Here is an 18,907-nt window from a genome sequence, read left to right on the forward strand (position 1 = left end):
AGGCGGCGGGATGGCCAAAAAGTCAAGAAAGGTAACCATCGTCGGGTCCGGCTTGGTAGGTACGGCGTGCGCCTACTCGATGATCAACCAATCGGTGAGCGACGAGATCATGATGATCGACCGCACTTATGACCGCGCGGTGGCGCATGCGCTGGATTTGTCGCACTGCATGGATTTTACGCAGGCCCGTACGAAGGTTTCGGCCGGCCGGCTGGAGGATTGCGGGGATGTCGACGTGGTCGTGCTGACGGCGGGAGCCAATCCGAAGCCGGGGCAAACGAGGCTTGATGTGTTGGAGGAAGCCGAGAAAATCACGCGGGATATCGTCAGCCGGATCGTCGGCGGAGGTTTCAACGGCGTGTTTGTCGTAGCGGCCAATCCGGTCGATATCGTGACGCATATCGTACGCGAGGTGTCAGGTTTTCCACGAAACCGGGTGATCGGCACAGGCACATCGATCGATTCGGCCCGGCTGAAAACGCTGCTGTCGGAGGTGTTTTCCATCGATCCCCGCAGCGTAAACGGGTACGCGCTCGGCGAACACGGCGAATCGCAGTTCGTCGCCTGGTCGCATGTGACCATCGGTGGGAAGCCGCTGCTGCATATTCTCGAACAGCACAAGCAGCGGTTCCGACACGTGAACCTGGACGAAATCGCCAAGAAGACGAGGGATGCCGGCTGGGAGATCTTCACCCGGAAAGGCAATACGCAGTTCGGCATCGGCAACGCGCTTAGCTTTATCGTGCGTTCGATCCTGAACGACGAACATAAAATCATCGCCGTATCCGCCGTACTCGAAGGCGAATACGGGCAGACCGGGGTGTGCGCCGGGGTCCCGGCGATCATCGGCGAAGGCGGGATCGAAGAGGTGCTGGAGCTGAGTTTGACCTGGGAGGAGCAGCGCAAATTCGAGCAATCCTGCCAAATCCTGAAGTCGGCGATCGGCAATCTGCAGCAAAAGTAAGCGTGATTTGTTTCCTTCGGAATGAAGAGCATTCGCCCCTATGCGGGCGGGTGCTTTTTTTGTGCGTTGCATGGCCTGGGGACGTCCGGCTTAAGCCGCAAGGATGAAGCGAGACTCCTGCTGGGGGTGGTTCTACCGGCCTATCTCTTGATATATAGTAGAAAAAAATGTACAGGTGGGCTGAAAAATGAACGAAATCGCCATTCGGAATTTAGCGGAGCTTGAGGAGGCTGGCTTAAGGCAGGCCGCGGAGGTTTTCGTGGATGGTTTTTACGACTCGCTGCGTTTCTTTGCCGCGGATCGGGGGAAGCTGGCAAGGGCGCTGGAGCACGCCTTGGTCAGGGAACAATTTGCGGTTGCACTGACCGAGGGGCGCGTGGTGGGGATTTTCGCTTTTTCGACTGGGCAGAAACGGGCCTTTCGGTTTGATAAGCAGGTTTTGCGTAAGGAACTGGGCTGGTTGAGAGGGGGGGTGTTTTATATTTTGGTCAGGCAGGAACTGGAGAAACCTTTGGAGCTGAAGGAGCGGCAGTGTTACTTTGAATCGGTTGCCACCGCGGAAGAGGCCAGGGGGCGGGGGATCGCGACCAAACTGCATGATCATCTCCTCTTGATGCTGGATTACGACGAATATATTTTGGAGGTGGTGGATACCAATTCGGCGGCGATTCGGCTGTATGAGAAATTGGGATACACCGTCTTTAAGCGGAAGCCGCAAAGGTGGTTTCGGAAACAGGCTGGGTTCAACGCCAGGTTATATATGAAGAAGCAGGCGGACAAACCCGTGCCCCGATGACAGGAAAATAGAGACTATCCAAGAACATACATTCGTATTATGATATGAAATAGAAATATAAGGGAGGTGGGCAGGGTGCCTTTTTGCAAGGTGAGAGAGGCGGAGATTTATTATGAAGAGGTCGGCACGGGACGTCCGATTTTGATGATTCACGGATTTACGGTGGACCATCGATTGATGAGCGGCTGCATGGAGCCGGTGTTTCGGGAAAGACCGGGCTGGAGACGGATTTATGTCGACCTGCCGGGGATGGGGCGATCCCGGGGGTATGAGGGAATTGCCGATACCGACGGGATGCTGGAGGCGATCCTGGATTTCATCGAGGAGCGGATTCCGGACTCTCCTTTTCTTCTTGCGGGGGAGTCTTACGGCGGGTATTTGGCGAGAGGAATTATTGCGCGCCGGCCTGAATTGGTTGAAGGAGCGGCTTTCATCTGCCCGATGATCGTGCCGGAGCATGATGATCGGACGCTGCCCGTACATACGATTTTACATGAGGAAGCCGAATTGGCTTCGACGCTCTCTGCCGAAGAGTACGAGGATTTTCGCTCGATGGGCGTTATCCTGGATCGTTACACCTGGACAAGATATGCCAATGAAGTGGTTCCCGGGTGCAGCATCGCAAACGAGAGCTTTTTGAACGGCATCAGGAAGCGGTACGGTTTCACCTTTCCGATCGATCAGGCCGAATTTCCCGGTCCATCGCTGTTCCTGCTGGGGAGGCAGGATGCGTCGGTAGGGTATGCGGACGCGCTGCGGCTCCTGGAGCTGTATCCGCGAGGCTCGTTTGTCGTTTTGGACAAAGCGGGACATAATCTGCAGTTCGAGCGGGAAGATTTGTTTAACGCGTTGATCAACGAATGGCTGGACCGGATCGAGGGTTAAGCTGCAGCTGTTTTGGAGATCTTGGACAATGGGCGTATGCCGCAAATGCGTCATCCCGTCCGTTGGGATCGACGCGCGGAATTAGATCGATATGGGGCTGAATAAGGAGGGAGTTGGCGTAATGGATGAGCCGAAAATGAAAGAAAACGACAACAGCGTAATCGAATTTATTGAAAATGTGGATCACCCGAAGAAAAAGGAAGACGCCTACCGGCTGTTGGATATTTTTGCGGAAACGACCGGCTTTCCGGCGAAGATGTGGGGGCCCAGCATCATCGGGTTCGGCTCGTATCATTACCGGTACGCGTCCGGCCATGAAGGGGATGCGCCGTTTGTGGGCTTTTCGCCGCGGAAAGCGAAGATCAGCCTGTACTTTGCTCCTGGCGATACCGTACGTGAGGAACTCCTGGCTTCCTTCGGAAAACATACGGCCGGAAAAGGCTGCGTTTACATCAACAAAGTCAATGATATCGATGTGGGTGTGCTCCGTGAGTTGATCCGGCAGTCGGTGGAATTTCTGCAGAAGACGTATCCGAACGGGTGATTGACAAACTTTGTTTTTTTGCTGGCTGTACGATTCATCTAAATTAACTGGAAAACCTCCAGTTAATTTTTTTGTTTTCCGCTACCGTCCCCGTCGGGGTCCTCTCGCACCGCTCGAGACTCCGCTCCTCCGTCCCGCTGCTGCGGACGGCTTCGCTCCGACGAACCCCCTCAAGGGGGTTCTCACCCTCCCTGAGACATAGAAAAAGCACTCCTAAAATTAGGAGTGCTAGGCTACGTCCCAGGAGGGATTCGAACCCCCGACCGACGGCTTAGAAGGCCGTTGCTCTATCCAGCTGAGCTACTGGGACATCTTAAAATATCAAAAACGCAAGCAAAAAATATTTTATCACAGCTGCGTGGAGGAAGCAATACATAATGGGTAAATTGGTTGGAGACATTTTTGCGGCAGGCGGCATTTCATTCGCAAACCCCAGGTTTTTGCCTTCTATAGGGACTATGCTATAATCTCAATTAATTGCAACACGGAAGAAAGGAGGTGCCCTTATCAGCAGTTTACGACCCGACGAGAAAGACAACATCGTTTTGTTTCCGAAAACGCTCGATTATTACCAGATCGAGCTGACCCGCATGCTGGAAACGGAGAGATACGGGGAAGCCGTAGAGCTTCTGCGGTTTCTGCTCCAATGCCAGGGCGAAGATCCCCGCCACTACGAAGAATGGCAGGCGCTGCTGGACTGGCTGACCGATGCTTTTCCCGCGTTAGCGAACGGCGATACGGAATCGAACCTCCTCGGCGACGAGGAAGAAACCGAGGAAACGCTGGCTCGCAGGCATGCCGAGGCCAAATTGGCCGAGGATGAGCATTATGCCGGCAAGCTGCTGCATACCGTCATGGAGAAGCCGTTGTCGGAGCAGACCTTCCTCGCTTTGGACCAGCTCGCTTACTTGGACCGTCCGGAAATAGATGAAGCGTTGATCGGTTGGTTGAAAGGGAGGGAGCTTCATCCGCTGCTCCAGTACCGGGTGCTGCAAACGCTGCGGCGGCGAGGCACGACCGGCACGCTCTCTTTTTTTCGCGGAGGAGAGTTGGTTGAAGTGGAGGTCGAGGCCGTTCCGCTGAAGCCCGATGATTTTCCGCCCGCGGTACAGGCGGTTCTCGAGCGCGTAGGGGATCAGACGCAGGTGCATGACCCAACCTTATTTTATTTCGCCCAGGAGTTGTGGTCGCAGTTCGTGATGGCCCTCTACGGTACGATGGATTACCGATCGCTTCTGAGCGACGAGGATGCGGTGATCGACATTTGGGCGGCGGCGCTGCACCAAATGGTGGCGGACAGTCTGCCCGGCGGAAAAACCGAGGAGGAAATACGCGCGATGTACGGAATTACCGACGGACTGCGGCTTCGTTATGAGCAGGTCTGCCGAACCATGGCAAAATTCGCCGCGGCGAGCGGAGTTCGCGGGCTTTAGGCAGGCGTATCGTAAGGGGCAATCCATAAAGCTGCGTTCGGCGGAACCATAGCCATATCCTGCCTCTGGATCAGCTCTTGTAAAAAGATGTATTGTTGTTTATAATATAATGGTTATTCTGATCGTGCTCATAGAGACAGCTATACTGGAACCTTAATAGCTGCTTTATTCGCGATTCGGTTTCAGTATTTAAGTATATGCGAAATTTGGAGGGGAAGGCATAAAATGAAAGCAACTTGGGAAAAAATAGAGAAGAACCTCGGCGTTCTCGAGGTTGAAGTGGGAGCGGAGCGCGTGGCCGCCGCACTGGATAAAGCTTTTCAAAAAGTAGTCAAGAAAGCCAACGTACCTGGTTTCCGTAAAGGCAAAGTGCCTCGGCCTATTTTTGAAGCGCGTTTCGGCGTGGAAAGCTTGTATCAAGATGCCATCGATATTTTGCTGCCTGAAGTGTACGGCGAAGCCGTAGACCAAACGGATATTTTCCCGGTGGATCGCCCGGAAGTGGACGTAGAACAATTTGCCAAAGGGCAACCTTTCAAGTTCAAGGCAAGAATTACCGTTAAACCTGAAGTGAAGCTTGGCGAATACAAAGGCGTTGAAGTCCCTGCCGTTAACGTTGAAGTTAGCGACGAGGAACTCGCTCAAGAACTGGAACGCCTGCAACAGCGTCATGCCGAGCTTGTCGTGATCGACGAAGAAGCGGCTCAAAACGGCGATACGGTCGTCATCGACTTTGACGGTTCCGTAGACGGCGAGCCTTTCGAAGGCGGCAAAGCGGAACGTTACTCCCTGGAACTCGGAAGCAACTCGTTCATTCCGGGCTTCGAGGATCAAGTGGTTGGACTGGCTACCGGCGACTTCAAGGACGTTACGGTTACTTTCCCGGAAACGTACCATGCGGAAGAACTGGCCGGCAAAGAAGCCGTGTTCAAAGTAAAAGTGAATGAAATCAAACGCAAACAGCTTCCTGAGCTGGACGACGAGTTCGCCAAAGACGTTAGCGAATTCGATACGCTGGACGAGTTCAAGGAAGATCTGAAGAAACAGCTGGCCGCTCGCAAAGAGCAAGACGGCAAAGCAGCCCGCGAATCGGCGCTCGTAGACAAAATCGGCGAAAGCGCCGAGGTGGAAATTCCGGAAGCCATGATCCAAGGCGAAGTGGAGAACATGGTCCGCGATTTCGACAACCGTCTTCGTTCCCAAGGCATGAACCTGGATATGTTCCTGAGCTTCTCCGGTCAAACGGTGGATGACCTTAGAGGTCAAATGCAGGGAGACGCGGAAAAACGCGTTCGCAACAACCTGGTGCTCGAGCAAATCGCCAAAGCCGAGAAAATCGAAGTCACTCAAGACGAGATCAACAAAGAGCTTAACGATATGGCGGAAGCTTACAAACGTACGCCTGAGGATATCCGCAATATTTTGGCAGCCAACGGTTCGCTCGGCAGCTTGAACGAGGAAATCCTGCTTCGCAAGACGATCGAATTCTTGCTTGAGAACAGCAAGGAAGGTCCGGCTGAGCCAGCGGCGAACTCCAAAGAAGAAAAAGAAACAAAGCCGGCAGCTAAGAAAACGACGAAAAAGTCGACAAAAGCCGAACCTAAAGCCGACGAACAAAAAGAAGCCGAAGAGTCCAAAGACGAAGAGTAATCGTTACTCCAATCTTTCCCCGGCTTCCTAACTAATACATCATGAATAAAGTTAGGGCACGTATCTCAAAATGCGTGCCTTAATTTTTCACCTTTTTGCGATACATTTATTTCCATTTCGTACGGAACAGGCCCACTGTTATATAATGTGTCAAAGCCGACATAAACTGTACTGTGTGAAAAATGACATGAGGCTTTGAACATGATAGAATGTTTCTGTAAGCGCAAGGGAAATTGAAAAGGAAAAGAGGTTGGTCGCATGAGTCTGGTACCTATGGTCGTAGAACAAACGAATCGGGGAGAACGGTCTTACGATATCTATTCGAGACTCCTTAAAGATCGCATTATTTTTCTCAGTAACGCTATTGATGATGAAGTAGCCAATCTCGTGATTGCCCAACTGTTGTTCTTGGCGGCCGAGGATCCTGAGAAAGATATTCACCTGTACATCAATTCTCCGGGTGGTTCCGTCACCGCGGGGATGGGTATATATGATACGATGCAATTCATCCAGCCCGATGTGTCCACGATCTGCGTGGGTATGGCGGCGAGCATGGGATCTTTGCTGCTTACGGCAGGAGCCCCTGGCAAACGCTTCGCCCTGCCCAATAGCGAAGTGATGATTCATCAGCCGCTCGGCGGTGTTCGCGGTCAGGCGACGGATATCAAAATCCATGCCGACTGGATCATCAAGACGAGAGAGAAACTGAACCAGATTTACGTGGATCGGACGGGTCAACCCCTTGAGAAGATCGAGCGCGACACGGACCGCGACTTTTTCATGAGCGCGGAAGAGGCTAAGGCCTACGGGATTATCGACCAGGTCATCAATAAGCCCATTAAATCATAAAGGGGTGTTTACATGTTTAAGTTTAACGATGAAAAAGGACAACTGAAATGCTCGTTCTGCGGCAAATCGCAGGAACAGGTACGCAAGCTTGTAGCCGGACCAGGCGTTTATATATGCGACGAATGCATTGAGCTGTGCACGGAAATCGTCGAAGAGGAGCTCGGCCACGAGGAAGAGCTGGACCTCAAGGAAATTCCGAAACCAAAGGAAATCCGCGATATTCTGGACCAGTACGTCATCGGTCAAGATCAAGCGAAGAAATCGCTCTCCGTTGCGGTTTACAATCACTACAAACGGGTGAACACGCAAAGCAAAATCGAGGACGTAGAGCTGCAGAAGAGCAACATTTTGCTGCTGGGACCCACGGGCTCCGGCAAGACGCTGCTGGCTCAAACGATGGCCAAAATCCTGAACGTTCCGTTTGCGATCGCCGACGCGACTTCTTTGACGGAAGCCGGATATGTGGGCGAGGACGTGGAGAATATTTTGCTCAAGCTGATCCAGGCCGCCGACTATGACGTGGAAAAAGCGGAACGCGGCATCATTTACATCGACGAGATCGATAAAGTGGCTCGCAAATCGGAGAATCCTTCGATTACCCGCGACGTTTCCGGCGAAGGCGTACAGCAGGCGCTGCTGAAAATCCTGGAAGGCACGGTTGCTTCGGTACCTCCGCAAGGCGGTCGCAAGCATCCGCATCAGGAATTCATCCAAATCGATACGACGAACATTTTGTTCATCTGCGGCGGGGCGTTTGACGGCCTGGAGCAAATGATCAAACGCCGGATCGGCAAGAAAGTCATCGGCTTTAACGCGGTGAGCGACGGGCAGAAGGATCTGAAGCCGGGCGAGTACCTCTCGATGGTTCTGCCGGAAGACCTGCTGAAATTCGGGTTGATCCCTGAGTTCGTCGGCCGTTTGCCGGTCATCTCGACGCTCGAGCCGCTGGACGAGAAGACGCTGGTCCGTATCCTGTCCGAGCCGAAGAACGCGCTCGTGAAGCAGTATCAGAAGCTGCTTGAGCTCGACAACGTGAATTTGGAGTTCGAGCCGAAAGCGCTCGAGGCAATCGCGCGCGAAGCGATCAAACGCAATACCGGCGCTCGCGGACTCCGTGCGATCATCGAAGGCATTATGCTGGACGTAATGTACGAAGTGCCGTCCCGCGACGATATCTCGGATTGCGTCATTACGGAGAAGGTCGTGCAGGAGAAAACCGTGCCTGAGCTGGCGACCAAGAAAAACAAGAAACAGGAAGAGAGCGCGTAAGGCTGAACCAGCCGTAACCGCGACAAAATAGAGGTCGAGGTCTCCACCTTTGCGACTGATGCGCCCTGTGTTTGCAGGCGCTCTTCGCAGGGGTGGAGCTTGATCGTTATGGGAGAGACCAGACATGACATTCTTGAGGCAAGATACGCGGCCGGTCAAAGTCGGGAATCTGACGATCGGCGGCAGCAACGAAGTGATCATCCAAAGCATGTGTACCACGAAGACGGCGGATGTCGCCGCCACGGTGGCCGAAATTCTTCGTTTGGAGGAAGCTGGCTGCCAACTGGTACGCGTGACGGTGAACAATGAGGAAGCGGCTGCGGCGATCAAGGAAATCAAGAAGCAGATTCATATCCCGCTGGTAGCCGACATCCATTTCAACTATAAGCTGGCGCTGCTGGCGATCGAGAACGGCATCGATAAAGTCCGGATCAATCCGGGCAACATCGGGCGCCGGGAGAAGGTCGAAGCGGTCGTCAATGCCTGCAAGGAGCGCGGGATTCCGATCCGGATCGGCGTCAACGCCGGGTCGCTGGAGAACCACTTGCTGGAGAAATACGGCTATCCGACGCCGGAAGCGATGGTGGAAAGCGCCTTGTTCCACATCGGTATATTGGAGGAGCTGGACTTCCATGACATCATCGTATCGCTGAAGGCATCCGATGTGCCGATGGCGATCGCAGCCTATAGCAAAGCGGCCGAAGTCATTCCTTACCCGCTGCACTTGGGGATCACGGAAGCCGGGACGTTGTTCTCCGGCACGGTAAAGAGCGCGGCCGGAATCGGCGCCCTGCTGTCGATGGGCATCGGATCGACGCTGCGCATCTCGCTCAGCGCCGACCCGGTCGAGGAAGTGAAGGTGGCGCGCGAGCTGCTCAAAACGTTTGGGTTGATCACGAATGCAGCGACGCTGGTGTCCTGCCCAACGTGCGGCCGGCTCGACATCGACCTGTTCTCCATCGCCAACGAGGTGGAGGCTTACATCGCGAACTTGAAGGTACCGATCAAGGTATCCGTGCTTGGCTGCGCGGTCAACGGACCGGGCGAAGCGCGCGAAGCGGACATCGGCATCGCCGGGGCCCGCGGCGAAGGGCTGCTCTTTCGCTACGGAGAAATGATCCGCAAGGTACCGGAAGCGGACCTGCTTTCCGAGTTGAAGAAAGAGATCGATCATATCGTGGAAGTGTACGAAGCCACCGGAGAAATCCCCGGACGCAAAGAACACCGCCACGCGAAAGCTTAATATCGGCCTTGTTAAGCCGTCAACTGCCTTGAGTGCAGTTGGCGGCTTTTTGCTGCTTTTCGTTAATAAAGTGCGGGTCATAAAGCCGTACTTTAAGTGTATGTTCAAAAAGTCGGCTTTTCAGCACCGAGAAGGTTGGATGAAGCTAGGGACTGAGTAGCGGGGCGTTCGTTTGGGGTACGTGAGCAACGGAAGTCCCGGCTGAATTCAAGATTCGACGTCGAATCCGCTTCATGACCTGCTTCGATATAAGAAAAACTTTATCGACGAACAATCAAAGAAGACAGACCGCCCTAAGCTGAAGTTTTTCTTGCGATTTAAGGAAGACATGCTTCGGTGACCATTCATTCTTAAATCTTCAAAAGATGACTTTTTGAACTACCTCTCAAAACTCTTTGTTTTACGTTGGAGCGAAAAGGCTATACTACCAAGTATCAGTCAAAGAGCAGTCAAAGTGTGGGAGGCGTAACGTGTATGGAACTTAATGTGATCCTGATGGCCGTTCAAATGTTTTTTGCCGTTGTGATCGGACTGTACTTCTGGAACCAGCTGCGGAGCCAGAAGGGGAACCGGCTGGCGGTGGACCGGGAGTCGCGCAAGGAAATGGAGAAATTGCGCAAGCTGCGGGCGGTCTCGCTTACCAAACCGTTGGCGGAGCGCACACGTCCGGCTACAATGAACGACATCGTCGGGCAAAAAGACGGTCTGCGCGCTTTGAAAGCAGCGCTTTGCAGCGCAAACCCGCAGCACGTGATCATTTATGGTCCGCCGGGAGTAGGTAAAACGGCGGCGGCGCGGGTCGTGATGGAGGAAGCCAAGAAAAATCCGGTGTCCCCGTTCAAAGCCGATGCCAAGTTCATGGAGATCGATGCTACCATTGCCCGCTTCGACGAACGCGGCATCGCCGACCCGTTGATCGGTTCGGTGCATGACCCAATTTACCAAGGCGCCGGGGCCATGGGCGTCGCCGGCATTCCGCAACCGAAGCCGGGAGCCGTAACCAAGGCTCATGGAGGAATCCTGTTCATCGACGAGATCGGCGAACTGCATTCGATTCAAATGAACAAGCTGTTAAAAGTGCTGGAGGACCGCAAGGTGTATCTTGAGAGCGCGTATTACAATTCCGAGGATACGAATACTCCCGCTTACATTCACGATATCTTCCAAAACGGTCTGCCTGCGGATTTTCGCCTCGTCGGAGCGACCACCCGTTCGCCGCAGGAGATTCCGGCCGCTTTGCGTTCCCGGTGCATGGAGATTTATTTCCGGCCGCTGCTGCCCGAGGAAATCGCGCAAATCGCCGATGACGCGGTCAAACGGATTGGGTTCCAACCTTGTCCGGAGGCGGTGGAGGTTATCAAAAAATACGCCACCAACGGACGCGAAGCCGTCAACATGGTGCAGTTGGCCGCCGGCCTTGCCCTAACCGAAAAACGCGATCACTTGCTGGCGTCGGACTTGGAATGGGTAGCGACCAGCAGCCAATTGGCCCCTCGCCCGGACCGCAAAATCCCGGCACAGCCCGCGGTCGGCGTCGTCAACGGCCTGGCCGTGTACGGCGCGAATATGGGGACGCTGCTGGAGATTGAAGCGACGGCCGTACCGGTGGAAAAAGGGAAAGGCAGTTATAACATCACCGGCGTGGTGGACGAAGAGGAAATCGGCGGAGGCAGCCGCACGTTGCGCCGCAAGAGCATGGCCAAAGGTTCGGTCGAGAACGTCTTGACCGTGCTGAAGCGGATCGGCCTCAATCCGTCGAACTACGACCTGCACATCAACTTTCCGGGCGGAACCCCCATCGATGGGCCTTCCGCCGGACTCGCCATCGCCACCGCCATTGCTTCGGCCATCAAGCAAGTGCCGGTGAACCATCAGATCGCCATGACCGGCGAACTCGGAATTCATGGCAAGGTGAAGCCGGTAGGGGGCGTTGTGGCTAAGGTGGAGGCAGCCTTTCAAGCTGGAGCGACGACGGTGCTCATTCCGAAGGATAACTGGCAAACGCTGTTCGAAGGGTTGGACGGGTTGCGGGTCATCCCCGTCGATACGCTGGCGGACGTGTTCCGGCAAGTGTTTGGACCCGAAGCCGAGAAAAGCCTGGATTTGTCGATCGGCGGGGAGTTGTTTGCCCCGGTTCCGGCCCCGGCGCCTTTCCTTCATGCGGAATCCCCTTCGCAGGGCGGAGCGATGTAACAGGGAATCGGAAGCAACAAGGAGCTCGATCACGGGGGCGGCCGCCTAAAGCGGCCGCTCCTCGTTGGTGTTTTTATGTAACATTTGCTAAAATAGCAATGATATCTACAGAGAACGTTTGGAGGTGCATAAGCGATGGGACCCCATAAATCCAAAGGCCGGCGTTTTCCACTGCTCCCGCTGCGGGGCCTTCTCGTCTATCCGAGTATGGTACTGCACTTGGACGTAGGACGGGAAAAATCCGTAAAGGCTCTGGAAAAAGCCATGGTCGAAGATAACCTGATTCTCCTCTGTTCTCAATCCGAAGTGAACATTGAAGAACCGACTCAAGAAGATATATTCCGCATCGGTACGGTAGCGAAGGTTCGGCAGATGCTGAAATTGCCCAACGGGACCATCCGGGTGCTGGTCGAAGGCATGGAACGCGCCGAAATCGTCGAATATTTGGATAATGATGAGTATTACGAAGTGATGGCCAAGGAACGTCCGGAGGAAGAAACGGTCGATCCGGAGGTCGACGCGCTGATGCGCACGGTATTAACCCAATTCGAACATTATATCAATTTATCCAAGAAAGTAACGCCGGAGACGCTGGCGGCGGTATCGGACATCGAGGAAGCCGGGCGTCTGGCCGACGTCATCACCAGTCATCTATCGTTGAAAATCAAGGATAAGCAGGAGATCCTGGAGACGATCGACGTTCGCAAACGGCTGGAGAAGCTGCTCGACATCCTGAATAACGAACGCGAAGTGCTGGAGCTGGAACGCAAAATCAGCCAACGCGTCAAGAAACAGATGGAGAAGACGCAAAAGGAATATTATTTGCGCGAGCAGATGAAGGCGATTCAAAAAGAGCTCGGCGAGAAGGAAGGCCGGGCCGGCGAAGTCGAGGAACTGCGCGCTCAGCTGGAAGAGAAAGGCTTGCCGGAGAAGGTCCGGGAAAAGGTCGAGAAGGAAATCGACCGCTTGGAGAAAATGCCGGCGAGCTCGGCGGAAGGAGGCGTCATCCGCAATTATGTGGATTGGCTGCTGAGCCTGCCGTGGAACGATAAAACGGAGGATGACCTGGATCTGGCCAAAGCGGAACAGGTGCTGGGCGAAGACCATTACGGCCTGGATAAGCCGAAGGAACGAGTATTGGAATATTTGGCCGTACAGAAGCTGGTCAAAAAGCTGAAGGGCCCGATTTTGTGCCTGGTCGGCCCTCCGGGAGTGGGCAAAACCTCGTTGGCCCGTTCGATCGCGCGGTCGCTCGGCCGGGAATTCGTCCGCATTTCGCTGGGCGGCGTACGGGACGAAGCGGAAATCCGCGGACACCGGCGCACGTACGTCGGCGCTATGCCGGGGCGGATTATTCAAGGGATGAAAACGGCGGGATCGCTGAATCCGGTGTTCCTGCTCGACGAAATCGATAAAATGGCTTCCGATTTCCGCGGAGACCCTTCGTCGGCGCTGCTCGAAGTACTTGATCCGGAACAAAACAACACGTTCAGCGATCATTTCGTCGAGGTGCCGTTCGACCTGTCCAACGTCATGTTCATCACGACGGCCAATGCGGTACACAACATACCGCGTCCGCTCCTCGACCGGATGGAGATGCTGTTCATCCCCGGTTATACGGAACTGGAAAAGCTGCAAATCGCAAACCGTTACCTGCTGCCGAAGCAGAAAAAAGAGCATGGCCTTGAGCCGGATCAGCTGGCGATCGGCGAGGACGTCCTGCTGAAAGTGATTCGCGAGTATACGCGCGAATCCGGCGTCCGCAATCTGGAGCAGCAGGTGGCTGCGCTTTGCCGCAAAGCTGCGAAGCGGATCGTTTCCGAGGGCAAGGAACAAATCGCCATATCGCCGGACGGCGTCAAGGATTACCTCGGCGTGCCGAAGTTCCGTTACGGCATGGCCGAGCTGGAAGACCAGATCGGCACCGTCACCGGACTCGCCTGGACGGAGGTCGGCGGGGAAACGCTGATGATCGAGGTTACGGTCGTTCCGGGCGCCGGGAAGCTGACGCTCACCGGCAAACTCGGCGATGTGATGAAGGAGTCGGCGCAGGCGGCATTCAGCTATACGCGCTCCAAGGCGGCGGAGCTCGGCATACCGCTTGATTTCCACGAGAAGAACGATATCCACATCCATATCCCCGAAGGCGCGATTCCAAAGGATGGCCCGTCGGCGGGAATTACGATCGCCACGGCGCTGATTTCGGCCCTGACGAACCGCCACGTCTCCAAGGACGTTGCCATGACCGGCGAAATTACGCTGCGCGGCCGGGTGCTGCCGATCGGCGGGCTGAAGGAGAAATCGCTTGCCGCCCATCGGGCGGGTTACCGCAAGGTCCTGTTGCCGAAGGATAACGAACGGGACCTGCGCGATATTCCCGAGAGCGTGAAGGAGGACGTCGTTTTCGTGCCCGTATCCCATATGGATCAGGTGCTGGAGCACGCCCTCGTGGAACAACCCGAAGTGCATTAAACGCGGCGCATACGCGTCTTCGTTTTAGAGAGGAATTGGAATGATGAAAGTAACCAAGGCAGAATTTGTGATCAGTGCCGTTGGCCCGAATCAATATCCTGAGGACGCCTTGCCGGAGATCGCTCTGGCAGGGCGTTCCAATGTGGGCAAATCGTCGCTGATCAACCGGATGATTAACCGCAAAAACCTGGCGCGCACGAGCTCGACCCCCGGCAAGACCCAACATCTCAACTATTACCGGATCAACGACCGGTTGTATTTCGTGGACGTCCCCGGTTACGGCTACGCCAAAGTGTCGAAATCGCAGCGCGAGGTATGGGGCAAGATGATCGAGAAATATTTGCTGGAGCGGGAGACGCTCAAGCTTGTGCTGCAGATCATCGATCTCCGGCATCCGCCGACCAAGGACGACGAACTGATGTACGACTGGCTGAAGGCTTACGAGTTGCCGGTTTGCGTCGTGGCGACCAAAGCGGACAAGATTCCGAAATCGCGCTGGCAGAAGCATATGAAGATCATCAAGGAAGCGCTGGTGCTGCGCCCCGGGGATCACTTCATTTTATTTTCGGCGGAAGAGGGGATCGGCAAGGACGAGCTGTGGGAATTGATCGGCCGTTACGCGGAACCTGCAGCGGAAGAGAGTTTGGAAGGCTTGGACCCTGCGGAAGGTGAAAATGGTCAAATGCAATAAATCGATGGATACCGAAGGGATTCGAAGCAGTTTCAGCAGGAAAGTGAGCATGTAGCGGGATTTTTACGGTTAAAAACGGCTTAATCCTGTTTTTACTGGAAATTGGCAAGAATTCACGTTTTACTCGCTGAGCAAACGGTTTGAATCGTAGTGTATAATTATGATAAAGCGATTGTATAAGAATTGAGGAGATTTTTATGGCTCAGCGGTTAGCCACAGAGTATGTGAATGCCAGTTTACGTTTGTCGGAAGTTCAGATGTCGCAGTTTATTCACAAAGTGTATGACCCTCACGTTCGCCAACGGGTCAAGGTGCTTGATAACGGCGGGCAAGTAGTGGTGCTGGAGGATGACGGCGGGGAAGAAGTGCATCTGCCTTTTGAACGTAGAGAAGGATATTATGTCTGTGAATTGTCTTTCCGCTTGGAAAAACCCCATTTGACGAACGTCATGAGATTATTGTTCGCAGCATTTAAGGGCTCGGGTATGGTCACCAGAATTTATAAAGGATTCATGATGATGTATTATTATCAGGACGGGCGGGTCCGCAAAATCGTTGAGTATTCCCGGGATTCCTACAAGCTGGTCTTTGAGCTTAAGGATACGGTGGGAGAACTGCAGCGGATTTACCGGAGCAATGACGTCGAAATGGAAATCGCCCGCATACACAAGACGATCAACGCGTTGCTCGATGCCCGGTTCATAACTCCGGATGCGGCAGAAGTAGAACGGATCGACGATGAACTGCGGAACTGTTCCCGAAGATTGTTCGTTCTGGAAGCTTGGGATATTTCATCGGGCCGACCTTCGGAAAGAGTCACAAATACCCTGTAAATAACATAATGTACTAGTGAAAGCTACCCTGATGACAGGGTAGCTTTTTTCAGGGAAATGGCGGGCCCACGGGGACGAACGCATTTTTAAAAAAAGAGTTGCATTTGTCTCGGATAGATGTTATTTTTAATCTCGTTGAAAAGAATATAGGAACCAGGATTCACTCAGGACATGGAGATGTTGCGAGAGATTTTTCCCTCGGGAAGTGAATGACGTAGGTCCTAGCGGATGAAATTTTTTCAAACATTTTATTCCTAGGAAGGGGGAACCGAAGGGTGGAGTATTCAACTTTCGGAAGACACGTTGCTGTTGATACTTGGGGAGTCGACTTTGAAGTGCTGAACAACGCCGAGCTTTTAGAGGCTCATTTGGTGGAAGCCGCGGAAGCTTGCGGTGCCACGGTGCTGTCCGTACAATCCAAACAGTTCGAACCGCAAGGTGCTACGGTGCTTGTGCTGCTGTCGGAGAGCCATCTCTCGATTCATACGTATCCTGAGAGAGGGTTTGCTGCGATCGATTGCTATACCTGCGGAGAGACGGTTGATCCGCAACTGGCGATTGATTACCTGGTGTCCGTATTAAATCCGGAGAAAACGTACGCGAAGAAGCTGGTTCGCGGTTTGGGCGAGATCGAGGTCGTTGAGCCGGATAAACAGGCTGAATTCGTCTGAAGTTCTTATAGATTTTAGAATATTTGGGAAAAATAAGATAACCATGGAGCTATTCCATGGTTATTTGTTTTGGTGGAGTCGATTTCATAAATAATTCATAAAAAACTCATCGAATCCCCCGGGAAGTGGACTTCCTCTGTGATATAATTAACATAGTTTGTTTTCGGTTAATGCTTGAGACATCCTATTCAAGGCAGGTGAACTTGCAATGCACATCGTCGTAGTCGGGTTAAACTATCGGACGGCGCCTGTGGAAGTCAGGGAACGGTTTTCCTTCGCGGACAAAGACATGCCGCAAGCGCTGCAGGAGCTCTTACGCACCAAGAGTGTATTGGAAGGCGTGATTATCGCCACCTGCAATCGTACGGAAATTTACGTCGTGGTCGATCGTTTGCACATGTGCGGGTATTTCATCCGCAGCTTTATGGAACGCTGGTTCGGGGTTCCGCGCGAAGAATTTACCCGCCATTTATATATGTACGAAGAGACCCACGCGATTCACCACTTATTCCGCGTCGCCTGCGGACTGGATTCGATGGTGCTGGGCGAAACGCAAATTCTCGGACAGGTCAAAAATGCTTTTCTGCTTTCGCAAAACGTAAAGGGTACCGGAACGTGGTTCAACATGCTGTTCAAGCAAGCGGTGACGCTGGGGAAACGGGCCCACTCCGAGACGGCGATCGGCGAAAGCGCCGTTTCCGTCAGCTATGCGGCCGTGGAACTGGGCAAACGGATATTCGGCAGCTTTGAGGGAAAACGCGTGTTGATCTTGGGGGCCGGGAAAATGAGCGAGCTCACCGCAAAGCATCTGAGCGGCGGCGGCGCGGAAGAGGTGCTGGTGGCGAACCGGACCTTTGCCCGAGCTCAGGAGCTGGCCGCGAAATGCGACGGTGTGCCGTGTACAATGCAGGACGCGATGCAGCGGCTGGAGGAGGTCGATATCCTGATCAGCTCCACCGGTGCGGAAGGATACGTGATCACGTCCGCCCAGGTAGCCCGCAGCATGAAGCACCGCCAGGACCGACCGCTGTTCATGATCGATATCGCCGTGCCGCGGGACATCGAACCGGCGATCGGCGAGCTCGACCAGGTATTCCTTTATGATATCGACGACCTGGAAGGAATCGTGGAGAGCAACATGGAGATGCGCCGAGCGGAAGCGGTCAAAATCGAGGCCATGATCGAAGGGGAGATGGCCGCCTTCGCCGGCTGGCTGCAAACGCTTGGCGTTAAGCCGGTGATTCGCGCCCTGCAGGAGAAAGCGTCCGGGATTCACGAGAGCACGATCGACAGCTTGTTCAACAAATTGCCGGAGCTGGACGAACGCCAGCGCAAGGTCATCCGGCGTTTGACCAAAAGCATCGTTAACCAAATGATGCATGATCCGATTAATCGGATCAAGGAGCTGGCCGGCGAGAAGCAAGGTGCGGAAGCTTTGGAGCTGTTCACGCAGATTTTCGCCCTGGAAGAGCATCTGGAAACGGGAAACGACTCGTTGTCCGGGAAGGAAAGCGGGGCTTCCAAGGAAGTTCAGGAAGTCCGGGAAGCCAATGAACTCCAGCAGCATGAGGATCTTCAGGAGGAGTCCCGGAGTCAGGCTCCGTTCAAGCTTGAACCTTCGCTTCCTTTGGCGAAGGTATCGGTATAAACAAATCCATAAGATTGGCCCGCGGGATTTGCCCTGAGCCCTCTGCTGTATGCTTCGAATTGCATGGCTGGAATTCGAAGCCGCAGCGGAAGGTTTCAGGGCTTTTTGGCGTTGCTGCGCGCATGGCAAAATACGGCAGGGTAGGGTATGCTATTATCGATATGAAGCTTGAGACCGGGGGGAGCGGCTATGCCTCATTACATGCCCGTGATGTTGAATCTGGAAGGACGGCGTTGCGTCGTGGTCGGCGGAGGCCAGGTTGCCGAACGCAAGGCGGCCGCGCTGGCGGAAGCCGGCGCGAAAACGGTGATCGTTAGCCCGAAGGTGACGGAAGGCCTGAGGCGTCGCAGCCTGGAAGGCGCGATCGTATGGACGCAACGCGAGTATGCGGAAGGGGACCTTACCGGCGCATTCCTGGCCGTCGCCGCCACGGACCGGCAGGAGGTCAACGCTGCCGTCGTTGCGGAGGCGGGGGAGCGGGGGATTCCGGTGAACGATGCCGGCGACGGACCGAACGGGAGTTTTATCACGCCAAGCGTGCTGAGGCGCGGCGGCTTGGTGGTTGCGGTATCCACTTCGGGGGCGGGGCCGGCGGCTTCCCGGGAGCTGTGCCGGGAAATCGACGGCCATTTTGGGCATGATTATGAACAGTACATCGATTTTTTGAGCTCCGCCAGAGCCTTTATCAAGAATAACGTTACGAATCCCGGCAAGCGGAAACGGTTATTCCGCAGATTGGCCGAGACCGATATATTGACTTCGATCC

16 protein-coding genes and 1 tRNA gene are annotated in these 18,907 nt (G+C 54.2%); 16 read left to right on the forward strand and 1 reads right to left on the reverse strand.

Annotation, left to right across the window (positions count from 1 at the left end):
- Positions 1-10 precede the first annotated feature (10 nt).
- From ACQ4N8_RS24165 to ACQ4N8_RS24180, 4 genes are all read left to right on the forward strand, one after another.
- A complete protein-coding gene (locus ACQ4N8_RS24165) occupies positions 11-964 on the forward strand; it encodes an L-lactate dehydrogenase (RefSeq protein ID WP_430706906.1) in 954 nt (317 codons plus the stop codon).
- Positions 965-1,151: 187 nt separating this feature from the next.
- On the forward strand, positions 1,152-1,760 hold the full coding sequence (locus ACQ4N8_RS24170) for a GNAT family N-acetyltransferase (RefSeq protein WP_430706907.1): 609 nt from the start codon (positions 1,152-1,154) through the stop codon (positions 1,758-1,760).
- Between the two features lie 75 nt (positions 1,761-1,835).
- On the forward strand, positions 1,836-2,645 hold the full coding sequence (locus ACQ4N8_RS24175) for an alpha/beta fold hydrolase (RefSeq protein ID WP_430706908.1): 810 nt from the start codon (positions 1,836-1,838) through the stop codon (positions 2,643-2,645).
- Between the two features lie 121 nt (positions 2,646-2,766).
- Complete coding sequence (locus ACQ4N8_RS24180) at positions 2,767-3,189, forward strand: DUF1801 domain-containing protein (protein ID WP_430706909.1); 423 nt, start codon at positions 2,767-2,769, stop codon at positions 3,187-3,189.
- Between the two features lie 236 nt (positions 3,190-3,425).
- Here ACQ4N8_RS24180 and ACQ4N8_RS24185 read toward each other — a convergent pair.
- A tRNA-Arg gene (locus ACQ4N8_RS24185) sits at positions 3,426-3,499 on the reverse strand.
- A 235-nt stretch (positions 3,500-3,734) separates the two neighbouring features.
- Here ACQ4N8_RS24185 and ACQ4N8_RS24190 point away from each other — a divergent pair.
- From ACQ4N8_RS24190 to ACQ4N8_RS24245, 12 genes are all read left to right on the forward strand, one after another.
- Positions 3,735-4,622: a hypothetical protein gene (locus tag ACQ4N8_RS24190; protein ID WP_430706910.1), complete on the forward strand. Its 888-nt coding sequence runs from the start codon at positions 3,735-3,737 to the stop codon at positions 4,620-4,622.
- 225 nt (positions 4,623-4,847) lie between these two features.
- Entirely contained in the window at positions 4,848-6,272 is a 1,425-nt protein-coding gene (gene tig / locus ACQ4N8_RS24195; protein ID WP_430706911.1) for a trigger factor, read from the forward strand.
- Between the two features lie 258 nt (positions 6,273-6,530).
- Positions 6,531-7,121, forward strand: a complete 591-nt coding sequence (gene clpP / locus ACQ4N8_RS24200) for an ATP-dependent Clp endopeptidase proteolytic subunit ClpP (protein WP_430706912.1) — start codon at positions 6,531-6,533, stop codon at positions 7,119-7,121.
- 12 nt (positions 7,122-7,133) lie between these two features.
- The gene (gene clpX, locus ACQ4N8_RS24205) at positions 7,134-8,390 is read left to right on the forward strand and encodes an ATP-dependent protease ATP-binding subunit ClpX (RefSeq protein ID WP_430706913.1); all 1,257 of its coding nucleotides are present in this window, start codon (positions 7,134-7,136) and stop codon (positions 8,388-8,390) included.
- Between the two features lie 124 nt (positions 8,391-8,514).
- Entirely contained in the window at positions 8,515-9,633 is a 1,119-nt protein-coding gene (ispG, locus tag ACQ4N8_RS24210; RefSeq protein ID WP_430706914.1) for a flavodoxin-dependent (E)-4-hydroxy-3-methylbut-2-enyl-diphosphate synthase, read from the forward strand.
- A 474-nt stretch (positions 9,634-10,107) separates the two neighbouring features.
- Complete coding sequence (gene lonB, locus ACQ4N8_RS24215; protein WP_430706915.1) at positions 10,108-11,826, forward strand: ATP-dependent protease LonB; 1,719 nt, start codon at positions 10,108-10,110, stop codon at positions 11,824-11,826.
- Between the two features lie 135 nt (positions 11,827-11,961).
- Positions 11,962-14,298 (forward strand): endopeptidase La, encoded by a 2,337-nt coding sequence (lon, locus tag ACQ4N8_RS24220; RefSeq protein WP_430706916.1) that lies wholly within the window; start codon positions 11,962-11,964, stop codon positions 14,296-14,298.
- 43 nt (positions 14,299-14,341) lie between these two features.
- Positions 14,342-14,989, forward strand: coding sequence for a ribosome biogenesis GTP-binding protein YihA/YsxC (gene yihA, locus ACQ4N8_RS24225; RefSeq protein WP_430706922.1), 648 nt, complete (start codon positions 14,342-14,344; stop codon positions 14,987-14,989).
- A 197-nt stretch (positions 14,990-15,186) separates the two neighbouring features.
- Entirely contained in the window at positions 15,187-15,822 is a 636-nt protein-coding gene (locus ACQ4N8_RS24230) for a non-ribosomal peptide synthetase module (protein WP_430706917.1), read from the forward strand.
- Positions 15,823-16,097: 275 nt separating this feature from the next.
- Positions 16,098-16,493, forward strand: a complete 396-nt coding sequence (gene speD / locus ACQ4N8_RS24235; protein WP_430706918.1) for an adenosylmethionine decarboxylase — start codon at positions 16,098-16,100, stop codon at positions 16,491-16,493.
- 208 nt (positions 16,494-16,701) lie between these two features.
- Entirely contained in the window at positions 16,702-18,141 is a 1,440-nt protein-coding gene (gene hemA / locus ACQ4N8_RS24240; protein ID WP_430706919.1) for a glutamyl-tRNA reductase, read from the forward strand.
- A 189-nt stretch (positions 18,142-18,330) separates the two neighbouring features.
- Positions 18,331-18,907, forward strand: a 577-nt coding sequence (locus ACQ4N8_RS24245) for a precorrin-2 dehydrogenase/sirohydrochlorin ferrochelatase family protein (protein WP_430706920.1), incomplete at its 3' end; no start/stop codon positions are given.

It is taken from the genome of Paenibacillus macerans, from assembly GCF_050565405.1.
Taxonomy (GTDB): Bacteria; Bacillota; Bacilli; order Paenibacillales; family Paenibacillaceae; genus Fontibacillus; species Fontibacillus macerans_B.

Coding starts and splice junctions, on each gene's coding strand:
- ACQ4N8_RS24165 (WP_430706906.1), top strand. CDS start 11: ATGGCCAAAAAGTCAAGAAAGGTAACCATCGTCGGGTCCGGCTTGGTA.
- yihA (WP_430706922.1), top strand. CDS start 14,342: ATGAAAGTAACCAAGGCAGAATTTGTGATCAGTGCCGTTGGCCCGAAT.
- clpX (WP_430706913.1), top strand. CDS start 7,134: ATGTTTAAGTTTAACGATGAAAAAGGACAACTGAAATGCTCGTTCTGC.
- ACQ4N8_RS24230 (WP_430706917.1), top strand. CDS start 15,187: ATGGCTCAGCGGTTAGCCACAGAGTATGTGAATGCCAGTTTACGTTTG.
- tig (WP_430706911.1), top strand. CDS start 4,848: ATGAAAGCAACTTGGGAAAAAATAGAGAAGAACCTCGGCGTTCTCGAG.
- lon (WP_430706916.1), top strand. CDS start 11,962: ATGGGACCCCATAAATCCAAAGGCCGGCGTTTTCCACTGCTCCCGCTG.
- clpP (WP_430706912.1), top strand. CDS start 6,531: ATGAGTCTGGTACCTATGGTCGTAGAACAAACGAATCGGGGAGAACGG.
- hemA (WP_430706919.1), top strand. CDS start 16,702: ATGCACATCGTCGTAGTCGGGTTAAACTATCGGACGGCGCCTGTGGAA.
- lonB (WP_430706915.1), top strand. CDS start 10,108: ATGGAACTTAATGTGATCCTGATGGCCGTTCAAATGTTTTTTGCCGTT.
- ACQ4N8_RS24170 (WP_430706907.1), top strand. CDS start 1,152: ATGAACGAAATCGCCATTCGGAATTTAGCGGAGCTTGAGGAGGCTGGC.
- ispG (WP_430706914.1), top strand. CDS start 8,515: ATGACATTCTTGAGGCAAGATACGCGGCCGGTCAAAGTCGGGAATCTG.
- ACQ4N8_RS24180 (WP_430706909.1), top strand. CDS start 2,767: ATGGATGAGCCGAAAATGAAAGAAAACGACAACAGCGTAATCGAATTT.